The 15707-nt window shown below is 39.8% G+C and carries 18 protein-coding genes; 13 read left to right on the top strand and 5 right to left on the bottom strand.

The features are described from left to right. Both ACQKKK_RS05890 and ACQKKK_RS05885 read left to right on the top strand, forming a co-directional pair. The coding region (locus tag ACQKKK_RS05890; protein ID WP_427614765.1) for a transposase at positions 1 to 425 on the top strand (425 nt) is incomplete at its 5' end. A 605-nt stretch (positions 426 to 1030) separates the two neighbouring features. Then, complete coding sequence (locus tag ACQKKK_RS05885) at positions 1031 to 1285, top strand: GlsB/YeaQ/YmgE family stress response membrane protein (RefSeq protein ID WP_427614763.1); 255 nt, start codon at positions 1031 to 1033, stop codon at positions 1283 to 1285. A gap of 178 nt (positions 1286 to 1463) precedes the next feature. Here the strand turns inward: ACQKKK_RS05885 and ACQKKK_RS05880 are convergent, their stop codons facing one another. Beyond that, positions 1464 to 2381, bottom strand: a complete 918-nt coding sequence (locus ACQKKK_RS05880; protein ID WP_427614761.1) for an RluA family pseudouridine synthase — start codon at positions 2379 to 2381, stop codon at positions 1464 to 1466. A 225-nt stretch (positions 2382 to 2606) separates the two neighbouring features. Here ACQKKK_RS05880 and ACQKKK_RS05875 point away from each other — a divergent pair, with 225 nt between their 5' ends. Continuing rightward, on the top strand, positions 2607 to 3026 hold the full coding sequence (locus tag ACQKKK_RS05875; RefSeq protein ID WP_427614759.1) for a DUF5365 family protein: 420 nt from the start codon (positions 2607 to 2609) through the stop codon (positions 3024 to 3026). A 68-nt stretch (positions 3027 to 3094) separates the two neighbouring features. On the opposite strand, the gene ACQKKK_RS05870 is transcribed toward ACQKKK_RS05875, so the two are convergent. Together ACQKKK_RS05870 and ACQKKK_RS05865 are read right to left on the bottom strand one after the other, a co-directional pair. Beyond that, on the bottom strand, positions 3095 to 3565 hold the full coding sequence (locus tag ACQKKK_RS05870) for a thioredoxin family protein (protein WP_427614757.1): 471 nt from the start codon (positions 3563 to 3565) through the stop codon (positions 3095 to 3097). 73 nt (positions 3566 to 3638) lie between these two features. Beyond that, positions 3639 to 3941, bottom strand: a complete 303-nt coding sequence (locus tag ACQKKK_RS05865) for a disulfide oxidoreductase (RefSeq protein WP_427614756.1) — start codon at positions 3939 to 3941, stop codon at positions 3639 to 3641. Positions 3942 to 4205: 264 nt separating this feature from the next. Between ACQKKK_RS05865 and ACQKKK_RS05860 the strand changes: the two genes are divergently transcribed. The 3 genes from ACQKKK_RS05860 (at position 4206) to ACQKKK_RS05850 (ending at position 8382) form a co-directional block, all read left to right on the top strand. After that, positions 4206 to 5753, top strand: coding sequence for a GNAT family N-acetyltransferase (locus tag ACQKKK_RS05860; protein ID WP_427614754.1), 1548 nt, complete (start codon positions 4206 to 4208; stop codon positions 5751 to 5753). A 154-nt stretch (positions 5754 to 5907) separates the two neighbouring features. Continuing rightward, positions 5908 to 7638 (top strand): phospho-sugar mutase, encoded by a 1731-nt coding sequence (locus tag ACQKKK_RS05855; protein ID WP_427614752.1) that lies wholly within the window; start codon positions 5908 to 5910, stop codon positions 7636 to 7638. Positions 7639 to 7854: 216 nt separating this feature from the next. Further along, positions 7855 to 8382 (top strand): NADPH-dependent FMN reductase, encoded by a 528-nt coding sequence (locus tag ACQKKK_RS05850; protein ID WP_427614750.1) that lies wholly within the window; start codon positions 7855 to 7857, stop codon positions 8380 to 8382. 121 nt (positions 8383 to 8503) lie between these two features. On the opposite strand, the gene ACQKKK_RS05845 is transcribed toward ACQKKK_RS05850, so the two are convergent. Beyond that, complete coding sequence (locus ACQKKK_RS05845) at positions 8504 to 8758, bottom strand: YhdB family protein (RefSeq protein WP_427614748.1); 255 nt, start codon at positions 8756 to 8758, stop codon at positions 8504 to 8506. Positions 8759 to 8890: 132 nt separating this feature from the next. Between ACQKKK_RS05845 and ACQKKK_RS05840 the strand changes: the two genes are divergently transcribed. Further along, a complete protein-coding gene (locus ACQKKK_RS05840; protein ID WP_427614746.1) occupies positions 8891 to 9859 on the top strand; it encodes a M14 family zinc carboxypeptidase in 969 nt (322 codons plus the stop codon). 49 nt (positions 9860 to 9908) lie between these two features. Beyond that, complete coding sequence (locus ACQKKK_RS05835) at positions 9909 to 10247, top strand: DUF3889 domain-containing protein (protein WP_427614744.1); 339 nt, start codon at positions 9909 to 9911, stop codon at positions 10245 to 10247. 25 nt (positions 10248 to 10272) lie between these two features. Here ACQKKK_RS05835 and ACQKKK_RS05830 read toward each other — a convergent pair whose 3' ends face one another. Continuing rightward, a complete protein-coding gene (locus tag ACQKKK_RS05830) occupies positions 10273 to 10530 on the bottom strand; it encodes a hypothetical protein (RefSeq protein ID WP_427614742.1) in 258 nt (85 codons plus the stop codon). A gap of 114 nt (positions 10531 to 10644) precedes the next feature. Between ACQKKK_RS05830 and ACQKKK_RS05825 the strand changes: the two genes are divergently transcribed. The 5 genes from ACQKKK_RS05825 (at position 10645) to menC (ending at position 15690) form a co-directional block, all read left to right on the top strand. After that, a complete protein-coding gene (locus ACQKKK_RS05825) occupies positions 10645 to 11526 on the top strand; it encodes a radical SAM/SPASM domain-containing protein (protein ID WP_289320918.1) in 882 nt (293 codons plus the stop codon). Positions 11527 to 11728: 202 nt separating this feature from the next. Then, the gene (locus ACQKKK_RS05820) at positions 11729 to 12571 is read left to right on the top strand and encodes a MurR/RpiR family transcriptional regulator (RefSeq protein ID WP_427614741.1); all 843 of its coding nucleotides are present in this window, start codon (positions 11729 to 11731) and stop codon (positions 12569 to 12571) included. A gap of 54 nt (positions 12572 to 12625) precedes the next feature. After that, complete coding sequence (locus tag ACQKKK_RS05815) at positions 12626 to 13780, top strand: M20 peptidase aminoacylase family protein (protein ID WP_427614739.1); 1155 nt, start codon at positions 12626 to 12628, stop codon at positions 13778 to 13780. Further along, positions 13773 to 14567, top strand: a complete 795-nt coding sequence (locus ACQKKK_RS05810) for a GNAT family N-acetyltransferase (RefSeq protein WP_427614737.1) — start codon at positions 13773 to 13775, stop codon at positions 14565 to 14567. The genes ACQKKK_RS05815 and ACQKKK_RS05810 overlap by 8 nt, the downstream gene beginning before the upstream one ends. Positions 14568 to 14580: 13 nt before the next feature. Continuing rightward, complete coding sequence (gene menC, locus ACQKKK_RS05805) at positions 14581 to 15690, top strand: o-succinylbenzoate synthase (RefSeq protein ID WP_427614736.1); 1110 nt, start codon at positions 14581 to 14583, stop codon at positions 15688 to 15690. The last annotated feature ends 17 nt before the right edge of the window (positions 15691 to 15707 follow it).

Genomic DNA, 15707 nt, shown 5'->3' with positions numbered 1-15707 from the left:
AGGAATTTCAATTTAACAAGGATGCAGGAATGTACGTTTGTAAAGATGGGCATTTGGCTATCAGGAAAGCTCGCCAGGGCAAAAAAGATGTAGGGGCGAATCAAACAGATACCTATTACTTCGACGTAGAAAAGTGTAAGATTTGTCCCTTTAAAGAAGGCTGTTATAAAGAAGGAGCGAAAAGCAAGACCTATTCTGTCAGTATTAAATCCAATGAACATATAGAACAGGCTACATTCCAGGAGAGTGAATATTTTAAAGAAAAATCAAAAGAACGTTATAAAATTGAAGCGAAAAACAGTGAATTGAAACACAGGCACGGGTATGATGTTGCAAAATCCTCGGGTCTACTTGGCATGGAATTACAAGGAGCAATGGCTATTTTCACCGTTAACTTGAAAAGAATATTGAAATTAATGGCCTGAAAAAGTGACAAACAGAAGCAAAAAAAGACGATTTCCATTCAAGTATCGAATGAGAATCGTCTTTTTTTAATTTGATTTACCGTACTAGTTAGAAAAACGTGAGTTTTTCAGCAGCCTCGTAGGGCAGCCACTTTTTTTAAAGTGTCTACTCTACAGGGTACAGTTTAATAAAGGGGCATCCTTTTTCTTTTTTCCTAATGAACATATTTGAGACAGTTACTGCTAATACTAACTGTGTGACATATTGTATACCCGTTCTTCATGTCTAATACTCCTGTTTTCGTTGCCAAATATTTTTAAAAAAAATTAGGTTTTAGATTAATTAAACGGGGAAAATAATGAGTACAGCGGCAAACAAAAAGAAAAAATTCACTAACACATTGAGGGTTGTCCAATCAGTTCCTCAAGGGCTATAGCTAGCTAACTCTACCCAATAACTAACACATTCACATTCATTAGATATTATGCGTAATCGGCATTATACCATTTGAATGTAAAAGTTAACAGAACTGAAAAAAGGGCATGACAATAAAGAAGTGATGAGATTTCTTGGAGTCTGCTGTAGAGATTAAAAAAATTAACTAATTTGAAGGAGGAAATATATTATGGGATTTTTATGGTCATTAATTATCGGAGGTATCATTGGTTGGTTAGCAGGTCTGATCGTTGGACGTGACGTACCATTTGGAATTATCGGCAACATTATCGCTGGTTTTGTTGGTGCATGGTTAGGTTCATTAATTCTTGGGCACTGGGGACCTTCAGTATCAGATTTCGCTATCATTCCAGCATTGATTGGTGCAATCGTATTTGTTTTCATCTTAAGCCTAATTTTAAAGGGTATGAGAAAAGCATCTTAAATACAAAATAAAGCTGGCCCAGGTGGCCAGCTATTTTTTTAGCTAACCTGAAGGATTTAATCTACGATGCAGATTAATCCGTCCACAGTTGAGGGTGTCCCAGCATCAAATAACCGACCCGCTAGTGCATTAAACTGAAATGCAAAACACCGTTCCGAAATGGAACGGTGTTTTTCTATTAGATGTGAACATTGAATATTTCAGGTCGATCCAGGAAGGGAGCTTCAATAATCAACTTTTCCTCGGAAATGGGGTGGATGAATTCGATTTTTCGTGCATGCAGGGCTTGACGTGGAAAAGTCCTTCTTCCTCCATAAAGGGTATCTCCGGCCAAGGGGTGATTCAAATGGCTGAAATGCACCCTAATCTGGTGGGTTCGGCCGCTTTCTAATGTGCAGCTGACGAGCGTCAAGTTTTTCTTGGGATCGCGATTGAGCACCCGATAATGGGTAACTGCGGTCTGGCCTGAAGGGGAAACCCTTCGTCTTGTGGCATGGTGGCGGTCCCGGCCAATTTTTTCTTTGATTTCGCCTTCATCCTTTTTTATGTTTCCTTCGACTAAAGCAAGGTAAGTCCTTTTGATTTCCCTTGCTTCCAACATTCTATCCAGCATGGACCCGATGAGGCGGTTTTTGGCAAAAAGGACCGCACCGGTGGTATCTTTATCAAGCCTATGAATATGCTTGATCATACAGGTCTGTCCGGTTTGCCGAAGGTGGTGCGCCACTCCATTGATGAGAGAGTGGGCTTCACCGGGGAGGGAAGGGTGAGTATCCATTCCAGCCGGTTTATTGGCTATCAACAACACGTCATCTTCATATAAGATGGTTATTCCTAAGTCTGCCGATTTAACGGTTTCATTTTCAGCTTGATCCAGCAAGGGGATGCTGATCGTATCTCCTTCAGTAAGGACAGTTGACCATGTGACGGAATTGCCGTTCACTGTCACTTCTTTACTCATCCTCCACTCATGCACCAACTTCTTTGGGGCTTTCCACCGCTCCCTAAAAAGCTTTTCCAATGTTAATCCATTCCAGCTGTCCATAACTTCTATTAATAAATGTTGGTTAGTTATATTGAAATCTTCCAATTCCATTCCTACTTTCGCCTTATTTGGTTGTGGTTTAAATGAAAAAATATTTAATATTTAAAGATAAGTCATGAAAAAATAACCTTGGACCTATTGCTAAGATTTTCGTGGTGGAAATTACCACATATTTTTTACAATTTTTATGTTATTCTATGGAGAAAGAAATCGCTTGTCCTAGAATATACATATATTAGATAGGTCTAACGGATCTGAAAAAAGGTGGTTTTTTTAGTGAAGACGGTCTTTTCTTCAACTGAAGAACAAGAGCAAGAAATAGCGAGTCTCGTTTCTCGTTTCTACGAATCTGTATTTCCGAAATATTTTACGGAAAATGAAATCCTTCATTTTCGTGAGATTGGCGTTTTGAAGCCGAATCAAAGTTCTTTTACTTACTTAGCAACATTAAGAGATGCATTTCAAGTTATGACATGTCTTCAAGTCCTCATGTCGATATTGAACAAACAGAAGAGAGAAGATTCTATAGTGATGGAATCTAAGTCTGAAGAATTGTTCCAACATAACATCACTCTATTGAATGAATGCGGAATATTCTTCCCTTTTTATTATGACCATTTTTCACATATACACCATGAAGCGGGTAATGATATGCAGATGGTGGATATCCAGGTGGCGAATCAATATTTAGTATAAGTCAAAAAAAATGAGCCGGCTATAACGGGTGAAGCATTTCCGTTAGGGCCGGCTCATTTTTTCCATCCTTAATTAATATCGTGGTCCTCGAACCATTTCTTGAAGGTTTCCTCTTCATTAAAGCCAACGATCCGTTCTTGTTCCTGTCCATTTTTATAGTGAACGATAGTCGGCTGCTTTTTGATGCCATAATCGCTCCATCCTTTTTCAAACTCCAAAAGATTGTATTGAACGAGGTCGATTCCCAATTTTTCTGCCAAAGGTGCTACGATTGGTGTAGTCTTTTGACAAACTGAGCAATCAGGACTATAGAAATAAACGGTCATATCTTTATTTTGCTGAAGGTCCTGCTCTAATTCTTCAGGCAGGATCAAGTTTTGATAATTGGGATCATCCAGCTGATCGACAGTAGCTGGTTCGAGCTTATCTTTGCCGTATGGATTTCCTTTTGATTTTTCTTCTTTTTTCATGTTTGTAAAAACGCCGAACAGGACAAATAGCGCGGCGATTATTACTAAAATTATAGCCATTTTCTTCATTAAGCTGCAACCTCCTTGGATCTTGTCCATACGATGTAACTGCATCTAAAAATAATGACGAATGCAGTCAAGGCTAGAATGGGGTGATGATAAAACCCAATATTTTAATATATTGTCCTGTACATGAAACCCTTCCGCATGGAAGGGTGTTGTCAGAAAGGAATGAGACCTTTTGTATCAAATAATGGTAAGTGGAAATGAATGCATCGATAGCGGATAGTATCATGGTATAAAAGCTGATCCAATAATCTTTTCGAATGATTGCAATTCCTAAAATGATTGTAAAAGGATACATGATGATCCGCTGATACCAACAGAGCGAACATGGTTCATATTGCTTGATTTCAGTAATGATATAAGCTTCCTGAAAAAGCAATGATGGAAGCAGACCAGGCTACAAAACAATAAGTTTTCCACAATGCGTTTTGTATTGTTCATGGTTCCTCTTTCCCATCTCTTATTGCTCTCATGAAAAGTATAGTATGTATGGACGGCGTCTGTAAAATATATATTCTTTTTAAGGGACATTAAGAATGGAGTTTATCAATGGAATTATGAAAACCTTGGGTAGGTTCAGTTGTTTTAATTTTTGAATAAGGGGTATAATTCTTACGGAAGAGATTAAAGGAGTCTGAGGAAAATGCCAAATTTGGACCTGCATAAATATGAAAAAATAATGGAAATACGTAATATGAAGCTAGGAGACATAGATGAAATAATTGCTCTACAGTCGAGTTGCTTTCCTGGAATGGTTCCCTGGAAGCGAGAACAGCTTGAGAGCCATCTGGCGATTTTTCCAGAAGGACAGTTTGTGGCTGAATATGATGGAAAAGTGATTGGCTCATGTTCCAGCCTCATCATTAATTTTGACGAATATGATGATCGCCATACATGGGATGATGTAACTGATAATGGATACATCACGAATCATAATCCGGACGGTTATAATTTATATGGAATCGAGGTCATGGTCCATCCTAAATTCCGCAGGATGAAAATTGGTCAAAGACTATATGATTCAAGGAAAGAACTTGTTGCCCATTTGAATTTAAAAAGCATCATTATTGGCGGCAGGATCCCCAATTACCATAAACATGCGGAGGAATTGCTACCAAGGGAATATGTGAAAGAGGTGCAATTGCATAAAATATATGACCCAGTCCTTTCGTTTCAGCTTTTAAATGGGTTCACGCTAATGAGGATCAATCCAAATTACTTGCCGGATGATCTGCAATCCAATAAGTATGCTACTCTCATGGAGTGGAATAACGTCGATTATCAGCCGAAAACAAAACGTTATTATAAAACATCCGAACCGGTACGGATTTGCGTCGTGCAATATATGCTGCGTAAAATCGATTCATTCGAGGACTTCGCGAACCAAGTTGAGTATTTCACTGACGTGGCTTCGGATGCTAATGCGGATTTTGCCGTATTCCCAGAATTGTTCACTACCCAGTTGATGTCTTTCTTAAATGAAAGATCACCAAGCTTGGCTGTACGGAAACTGTCCGATTTCACGGAGCAGTACATTGAATTGTTCACCACTTTAGCTGTAAGGTATAACGTCAATATCATCGGCGGTTCCCATTTCGTAAAAGAAGATGATGACAACATCTATAATATCGCTTATTTATTCCGTCGTGACGGGACGATTGAAAAGCAATATAAAATTCACATCACACCGAATGAAAGAAAATGGTGGGGCATCAACGCAGGTGACCGCGTTCGTGTCTTTGATACGGACTGCGGGAAGATCGCCATACAAATTTGTTATGATATTGAGTTTCCGGAACTTGCCCGGATTGCTACCGATATGGGAGCCAAGATCATATTCACTCCATTTTGTACAGAAGACAGGCAAGGCTATCTGCGCGTTCGTTATTGTGCCCAGGCCCGTGCTGTGGAAAATCAAATTTATACCGTCATCTCCGGAACGGTGGGGAATCTGCCGCAAACGGAAAATATGGATATCCAATATGCTCAATCGGGAATATTCGCTCCATCGGATTTCGAATTTGCGCGTGACGGCATAGTCGGAGAAACCAGCCCGAACCTTGAGATGGTCCTGATTGGCGATGTTGATTTGGAGATCTTACGGCGAGAACGGCAGTCAGGTACTGTAAGGCAATTGAAAGACCGCCGCCATGATATTTATAAACTGCATTATCAAAAAGGCGGAAAATAAAGAGGTATACAGGCTCGTGATGTGAAGAACGCTTGAAGCGGTTCTATTCATTACGAGCCTTTACTTCATTTATTGGAAAATATATGATAATTTTGTATATGTAAGCCAGTTACATAATAATAACAAATAAGGTGTTTGGGAGGAGATGTTGGAGATGGATTGGAAATCTTTATACACCACTTGGGCAGAGTACCAGAATTTAAATGGGGAATTACGTGTCCTCCTTGAGGAAATGCAGCGGGATGAAGCAAAACTCGAAGATGCCTTTTATAAGAATTTAGAATTTGGAACAGGCGGAATGCGTGGGGAAATCGGAGCTGGAACAAACCGGATGAATCTTTATACTGTAAGGAAGGCAACGGTTGGATTGGCCCAATATATCTCTTCGTTCGGGGAAGAGGCGAAAGAAAGAGGGACTGTGATTGCATATGATTCGAGACATAAGTCTCCGGAATTTGCACTCGAAGCAGCTAAAACCTTGGCAACATTTGGGGTGAAGGCATATTTATTCGATGAATTGCGTCCAACACCAGAATTATCATTTGCCGTTCGCGAGCTGAATGCTTTTGCTGGTATTGTCATTACGGCAAGCCACAATCCGCCTGAATATAATGGTTACAAGGTTTATGGACCAGATGGGGCACAATTGCCACCGGAAGCAGCGGATCAAGTGATCAGCTACGTGGATGCCATTGAAAATGAGCTTGAAATTCAGATTGAAGCAGCGGAAGTTCTTAAAGGGAAGGGCCTCATCAAAATGATTGGGGAGGAATTGGATGCAGCATATAATCGGGAGTTGCTCACTGTTCCTGAGAATCCAAAGCTTGCCGAGGAAATAGATGTGTCAATCGTCTTTACGCCGCTTCATGGAACGGCAAATAAATCCGTCAGACGGGCTTTGCAAAGCTTAGGGTATCAAAATTTGCATATCGTTAAGGACCAGGAACTGCCAGATCCTGATTTTTCGACAGTCAAATCTCCAAATCCAGAGGAACCAGCTGCATTTGAAATGGCAATCGAGCTTGGAAACAAAGTGGAAGCGGACTTATTGATAGCAACGGACCCAGATGCCGATCGGCTTGGAATTGCTGTGAAAAACGAGATGGGTCAATATGTTGTCCTGACTGGAAATCAAACAGGCGCCCTTTTCCTTGATTATTTACTGTCCCAGAAAAGAGAAAAAGGGGATATTCCCCAAAATGGAGTCGTCTTAAAAACAATCGTCACCTCGGAAATTGGGAGGACGATTGCGGAGTCCTATGGCTTACAGACGATTGATGTACTTACCGGGTTTAAGTTCATCGCCGAGAAAATAAATCAGTATAACGAAAGCGGGGAACATAGCTTTCTGTTTGGATATGAAGAAAGCTATGGTTATCTAATTAAAGACTTTGCACGTGATAAAGATGCCATTCAAGCGGCAGTGCTGGCTGTTGAGGTCTGTGCTTATTATAAAAAGCAGGGATTGACGCTCTATGAAGGGTTACTGAATGTGTTTGAAAAATATGGCTTCTACCTAGAAGGGTTGCGTTCATTAACTTTAAAGGGCATTGAGGGAGCGAAACAGATTCAAGGAATCTTAAATCAATTCCGTCAAAATCCGCCTGCTCGCATAGCTGGAATCGCAGTAGTCGTTGAAGAAGATTATCAAAGCAGCAAAAAGCGTACGTTACTTTCCAATGGTGAAGAACTGATTGAGCTTCCGAAATCAAACGTATTGAAGTATTTCCTTGAGGATGGTACATGGGTGTGCCTCCGTCCTTCTGGTACTGAACCGAAAATTAAATTCTATTTCGGTGTCCAAGGTAAATCAATGCCAGAAGCTGAGTCCAAGTTATCGGGAGTCATGGCAGATTTCATGGGCAAGATTGAAGCGTTAGTTTAAAGGTATGAAAAGCAAAACGAAAGATTTCCGGTCTTTCGTTTTTTTGTGTAAAAATATCTAAAAGTGGCCTCTGGGGATTTTTGTAGCGTAAATGAGCAAAATTCAAGGGATTTCGGTTTCGGTTTTGGTATACTGTATTGGCAAGTGACCTCGGAAAACATCGGTAGATTATTGAATTTAGAGTGAGCAGCAATAAGGGATAATGGAGGAATATTCATGAAATTAGTAATCATTAATGGTTCACCACGTAAACAAGGGCGTACAGGGATAGCCTCACGCTACATTTCCAAGAAATACGGAGCGGAACTTATTGATTTAAGCAATAGTGAGATCCCTCTATATTCAGGTGAAGGTGAGCAATATCAATTGGAAGTGATTCAAGGCCTTCGGAAAAGCATTGAGGAAGCGGATGGCGTGATCCTGACCACCCCGGAATATCATGGTTCCATGAGTGGAGCTTTGAAAAATGCCTTAGATTTTCTAAGCAGTGAACAATTCACGCATAAACCAGTAGCTTTATTGGCTGTCTCCGGCGGAGGAAAAGGCGGGATCAACGCTTTGAATTCAATGAGAACAGTGGGCCGCAGTCTTTATGCAAATGTGATCGCCAAACAATTGGTTCTGGATCCACATTGCTTCGATTATGAAAATGATGGTTTATTTGAAGAGTCTGCCGTACTTGTGGAAGGTCTAATTGAAGATCTTAAAATGTATGCAGCTGCGTTTGCAACAATGAAAAAATAATGAAATGAGGGTCAGGTATTTTTACATACCTGACCCTTCCTTGTTTTTAAAGGGTTCCACCAGCCAAAGTCAAATCCCCGAAAATCAATCTTCTTGTATAAATTTTCCCGTTTTGCAAAAACTATAGTTGATTTAAGCTTGGAAGTTCACTTAAATAATCACTTGTTTTTTCTGCCGCATGATCTAGATAACGAAGCAGTGCATAAAGCTGGGATTGAACAATTTGGTAATCATGCTCAAACCGGTATGCGTGCAAAAAATGTTCTATTTTTTTCGAAAGAAAATGATCTTTCGTCCGAACCATCAATACCAGCAAACTGTCCCAATCAGAACGGTGTGTGTGAAACAATGCCTGATCATAATCCGCATTCCTCATATAGTTCTCCCCCTTAATAAGGAGCTATTTGTATTTTGTTCAGATCTGACTGAACATTTCCTTACAATAAGTGGCGATGTATTTGGACCGCGGTTGTTGCTTTTTACCTGAATAAAAATAAAAGGTGAGTACATGAGAGAAATAATGGTAATTGGAGTATTTGTCCTGCTTTTTTTTCCTGAAACCACACTCGCAGAAAAAGTGTATTCCCCTGAGTGGATGGAAATGGATCTGCAAAGAATCCAAAACCAGTATGAATTGGACGTTCAAATAATCGGGCAAACTGAAAAGGGAAAAGATATAAAAGCAGTCAAGTTAGGAAAAGGGAAAAAATCGATTTTGCTTGTGGGATCACATCATGGTCGAGAATGGCTCAGCTCCAAACTTTTAATGAGCATGCTTGAAGACTATGCAGCCGCCTATCGAGCGGGCAAGCCTGTTGGAGGATATCCGTCGGGATCATTGGATGGAGTTAGCATCTGGTTCATTCCGATGCTTAATCCGGATGGAGTCAGCATCCAGCAAGGAGATTTATCAAATTTAAATATACTTGAAAAGGCAGCAGTATGGAAAATGAACCGATATAGCAAGAATTGGTCGCGATGGAAAGCCAACGCCAAGGGCATTGATTTAAATAGGCAGTATCCGTCTGGATGGAAAGAAGTCATGAGTCATGAAAAAAAACCATCTTATCAATTTTATAAAGGGGAAAAACCACTTGAAGCAGCTGAAGTTAAAGCGCTTGCGCATTTTACAAGGGAAATCGATCCCCTTCTTGCCGTTTCCTATCATACCTCAGGAAGGGAAATCTTTTGGCATTACAAAAATAAACGGGAAAATATGGTGAGGGATTATGGAATTGCCAAAAAAACATCGGAATTGACTGGGTATGAACTGACCTTTCCGGAGAAAGAAGCGGTAGGAAGCGGATTTACAGATTGGTTCATAACTGAATTCCACCGCCCGGGAATGACAATCGAACTTAGTTATTTAGTGGATGAAACCAATCCTCCATCGAGTGTATTTCCTGAGGAATGGAAAAGGAATCGATCAGTTGGAATCATGCTTGTAAAAGAAGCGATGCAGCTGCATAACAAATGAACAATCTTGCATAATAATATTAAGAGGAAAATATGAGGAGGAAAGAATTTTGAAAAAAGTCATCGTGATGTTAATGGGGATTTTTTTGATTATCCAAGCAGGGTCCATTTCAGCACAGGCCCAAAAACCCGATTACGAAAAATACGGAAAGATTGCGATTGCCGTAGTGCAGGCAGATTATCCAGAAGTTGACGTTACCGATTACGAATATAAGGGTAGAAAAACTGTAGCGGAAAATCTTGTCGAAGACGATTTCAGATTTTTAGTCGAGGATAAGGGAAATGAGTTCAATGTCATCGTGACCGTACAGCATGATTTGAAAAATGAAAAATTACTTAGTTTAAAGGTCACTGAGCAAAAAAGGAAAGTAAGTTCAGAACAAAAATAAAAAGTTTGAATTTTAGCCAACATCTTCATCTCGAGAAGATGTTTTTTTCTGATTTCTTTAAAGGATCGACCGAAAATAGTGGATATCGGATTCCTGTTTTCGTCGATATATTCCTGTTTTCGCCGATATATTTCGATTTTCGTCGATATAATTCGATTTTCGTCGATATATTCCTGTATTCGTCGATATATTCCGATTTTCGCCGATATATTCCTGTTTTCATCGATATATTCCTGTTTTCATCGATATATTCCTGTTTTCGCCGATATATTCCTGTTTTCATCGATATATTCCTTAATATCCGCTGCCATGAAGTTTTCATTGCATTTATGAGCAGCTAACCAGTATAGTTAGTATCAGATTGAAACAATAAGCTTGATTGTAGGGGTATTAGAAAATGAGAAAGTTTAAGAAAGTTTATGTAGAAATTACAAATATATGTAACTTGAAGTGTAATTTTTGTCCTAGCTCCAGCTTGCAAAGGACTCTGAAATTCATGGATCCTGAAGGGTTTACACATGTAATCGAGAAAATCAAACCGCACACCGATCACATTTATTTTCATCTGATGGGTGAACCCTTTTTAAATAAAAATTTGGGTACATTCCTGGATATCAGTGCAGAAAATGACCTGAAGGTGAATATAACAACGAACGGTACTTTGATTCAAAAGGTCAAAGAAAAGCTGCTTTCCAAAAAAGCCCTTCGTCAGGTGAATATTTCACTTCATAGCTTCGAGGCAAACGATACGAGCAATAGTCTCGACTCATATGTCAGTAATATTGTCGATTTCATAAATGAGGCAAATGAAAAAAGTGAAATGATTTGTGCCATTCGTTTATGGAATATGGATACGGATGAACTAAAAGCAAGTAATGGCCTGAACGACGATATTCTCAGCATGTTGGAGGAGAAGCTTTCCTTGGACATTCGTTTAAGTGAAGCTCTTCAGCAGAAGAATAATATTAAATTGAAGGACCGGGTTTATATAAACATGGCTGAAAAATTCGAGTGGCCAGAATTGGACCGTGACATTATCGATGAGAATATTTTCTGCTATGCTCTTAGAGATCAGTTAGGCATCTTGGTGGATGGTACAGTCGTACCTTGTTGTTTGGATAGTGAAGGGAAAATTCCACTGGGGAATATATTTGAAACGTCACTTGAAGACATTTTAAATGGTGAACGGGCTAAAAATATGTATGATGGTTTTTCAAGAAGATGTGCAGTTGAAGAATTATGTAAACGATGTGGCTATGCAAAGCGTCATAAAAAATAAATATTTAAGGAAACCATGGAGTTCATCTTCGTGGTTTTTTTGTGATTGAAGTATATTGAGATTTCTTTTATTAAAAATTCTGAATATTATTGTTTTATTAAAACTCCCATGATAAAATACTCATTATTATTGGTGAAGTCAAAACTTCATATTGTCATATTAAAAGTTTTGGATTCATATCTTGCTTCAGAGGGGATGTTTTATGGAATTACAGCAAAAAGTTAAAGAGGTATTCCCTGGTTTATCAACTGGCCAAAAAAAGGTAGCAAAATATTTGTTAGTACATTCACATACATTTGCAGTCACTTCAGCTCAAAAGCTCGGGAAAGATATAGGCGTGAGTGAAACGACCATCATCCGCTTTTGTTATTCATTGGGGTTAAGTGGATTTGCGGAACTTCAAAAACTTATTCGCAATCAGTTGATATTCGAGAGCAGCAGTTTGAATGAATATCATTCTTCAAAACTTGAAGCTGCGAATCAGCCAAACTTCATGGCTCAAGTGATGGGGCAGGATATCGTCAGTATCGAAAAGACAATCAAAAATTTATCAAATGAAGATTTTTCTAAAGCGGTTGATAAATTGGCGGCAGCTGACAATGTTTTGATATCGGGACATCGGTTATCGTTTTCAGCGGCACATTGGTTAACCTTTACACTAAGGCTTGTAAGGGAAGAGGTCCATTTATATAGGCCGGATACTGATGATATTTTTTTACTGATGAATAAATTGACTGAAAATTCCGTTTTTGTAGCAGTTTCATTTCACCGTTATGTGAAAGAAACTGTGAAAATCACGGAAATGGCCAAACAAGCGGGTGCATTTGTAATTGGCGTAACGGATTCTGAACTGGCTCCGATTGCTGACTTCACTGACATTTTATTGCCTATTTCAACACCAAGGACCTCCACTATCGATACGGCACCGGTTTTATTCTCATTATTGAATAGTTTAGTAGCTGGTGTATCGATTAAAGATGAACAGGGTTTTAAAAAAAGAAAGGCTATATATGATGCGTTCAATCAAGACGAATATTTCTTTTGAAATAAAGTTCGTATAATCATGCCAATTAAGCTAGGAGTTAAGGGGGAGACAGTAATGGATATCAAACTATCAATCGAAAAATTAAGGCCGCGTATTATCGATATCTTCGACCAGTTACACGCACATCCTGAAACGAGTTGGAATGAAGTGAGTACGACAGCGTTCATTTCCAATATTTTAATGGAAAATCATTGTAAGGTAAAATCATTCGAAGACTGTACAGGGGTGATTGGGGAAATCGGGGATGGGAATTTCACAGTCGGGTTACGATCGGATATCGATGCACTTTGGCAGGAGGTACATGGGACGTTTCAGGCCAATCATTCATGTGGACACGATGGGCATATGACCTTGGCGCTTGGAGTTTTCCTGGTATTGAAGGAAATGGACTTTCGACCAAGAGGTAAGCTGAAATTCATTTTTCAGCCTGCTGAAGAAAAAGGTACGGGCGCCTTGAAGATGATTGAAGAGAAAGTTTTGGATGATGTCGATTTCCTTTATGGAGTGCACTTAAGGCCAGTTGAGGAAGTGAAGGATGGGCAGGCGGCTCCAGCCATTGTCCATGGGGCTGCCCAGTTCATTAAAGGAGAAATAGCGGGGACGGATGCACATGGAGCCAGACCGCATCAAGGGCAAAATGCCATCGAGATAGGAGCAGCATTCGTCACTTTGTTAAATGGTATCCATCTCAATCCGTCCATCCCTTATTCAGTAAAAATGACGCAGTTTTTTGCTGGGGGCGAAAGTTCCAATATCATCCCAGGGAGAGCCACTTTCTCATTGGATTTAAGGGCTCAGGATAATGCTGTTATGGAAGAACTCACTAAAAAGGTGGAAAAGGTTGCCAAATCTTTGGCCATTGTCCATGGAGTTGAAATGAAACTCGAACCGGGCACCAACGTTGCTGCAGCAATTGTGAACGAACAAGCCCAGGAAATAATGGCTGAATCGATAGCCGATACACTCGGGGAAGAAAATCTGGTAGCGCCTGTCATTACAACTGGAGGAGAAGATTTTCATTTTTATACGCTGAAAAGACCCGAGCTCAAGGCGACGATGCTTGGATTGGGCTGTGATTTGACACCAGGGCTCCATCATCCGAACATGACCTTCAACAAAGATGCTTTGTTATCGGGAATTGAAATCCTGACTAAGGCCATCATACTTACTTTCGAGAAATATGGAGAGGGGGGACACCTACATGACTGATGAATTAATCATTAAATCCCTAACAACACTAGAGGATTTACAAGAAGTGCAGCGACTTGAAACCCTTGTATGGGGCATGGATTGCGTTCCTACCCATCAGACGATTACCGCAGTCAAAAACGGAGGACTTGTTTTAGGCGGTTACCTCAATGACCAGTTAGTTGGATTTCAATACAGTTTCCCGGGATTTAAGGATGGAAGGGTGTTTCTTTGTTCACATATGTTAGCCATCCATCCGGCTCATCAAAAGAAGGGCTACGGCAGATTACTTAAACTGGCACAAAAAGAAGAAGCACTCAAAAAAGGCTACGATCTAATTACATGGACATATGATCCATTGGAAAGTGTGAACGCAAACTTGAATATCGGTAAACTAAAAGCGGTTTGTTCAACATATATGGAAGATTGTTATGGAAATATGAAGGATACCCTCAATGAAGGATTGTCCACTGATCGGTTCATGGTGGAATGGAATATAGGGCAGGAAGCAAAGGAAGAGACACCACTTCCTGATAAAGCCATACACATCGTAACCACAGAAATGAATGACCAAGGCTTTCCTTACATCAAGGATTATCATTTGGAAACCAATGCCGACGTGGTCGCTATACCCATTCCGACAGATATTCAAAAAATCAAAAAAGATGATCTCCGCCTTGCGATTGATTGGCGGTCGAAAACGGGCGAATTATTCAAAACACTTTTTGCCAAAGGATATGTTGCAGTCGGAATAGCACGGGAACAAGGTGAAACCATTCAAAACTACTTATTAAAAAAACAAGAATAAGAGGGGAATCCAGATGAAAATAAAAGAAGTGCGTTTACGTCATTTAAATATGGATTTGATAGCTCCATTTACAACAAGCTTTGGAACATTTGTAGATAAGGAATTCATACTTGTGGAAGTGAAAAATGGAGAGGGGCTTTCAGGTTGGGCTGAATCAGTTGCGTTTTCTGCACCTTGGTATAACGAAGAAACCATAAAAACCAATTGGACGATGCTGGAAGATTTCTTGATTCCGCTTGTATTGGATAAAGAAATAGAACATCCTTGTGACGTATCGGATATGTTCTCACACATTCGGAAAAATAATATGGCAAAATCGGCAATTGAGGGAGCTATCTGGGATTTATATGCAAAAGAAAAGAATGTCCCATTAAGTACGGCTTTAGGCGGGGAACTAAAAAAAATCGATGTTGGAATCAGTATCGGCATCCAAAAAACGGTACCTGAATTACTGAAGAAGATAGAAGATGGACTGAAGGATGGGTATAAAAGAATCAAAATAAAAATTCAACCAGGTTGGGATGTAGATGTAATAAAGGAAGTACGCAATCGATATCCTAATGTACCGATCATGGCGGATGCAAACTCCGCTTATCGGATGAAAGACATCGAATTACTGAAACAACTTGATCAATTTGATTTAATGATGATCGAGCAGCCTTTGTCATCAGATGATATTGTCGATCATGCCACATTACAAGCAGAAATCAAAACACCGATTTGTTTGGATGAAAGTATACATTCCGTGGAAGATGCTAGAAAAGCCCTTGAATTGGGAAGCTGTAAAATCATTAATATTAAGATTGGCAGAGTAGGCGGTTTAACGGAAGCGAAGAAAATACATGATTTATGTAAAGAAAGAAATGTTCCGGTTTGGTGCGGAGGCATGTTGGAATCCGGTGTGGGACGTGCCCATAATATCGCATTGACAACACTTGATAACTTCACGATGCCTGGTGATACGGCGGCATCTGCGAATTATTGGCATAAGGACATCATTCAACCAGAGGTTACAGTGGAAGATGGAGTCATAGCTGTGCCAAAGGCGGCAGGCATTGGCTATGAAGTCAATTACGCTGCGGTCGATGAATTCACTTCCCAAAGTAAAAGATATACCAAATGATATGTAAATAAGAGTTG

The organism is Peribacillus sp. NPDC006672, from assembly GCF_050274955.1.
In the GTDB taxonomy this organism is placed as follows: Bacteria; Bacillota; Bacilli; order Bacillales; family DSM-1321; genus Peribacillus.
Note: the sequence above shows the minus strand (reverse complement) of the source record. Positions and strands in the feature narration are given on the sequence as shown.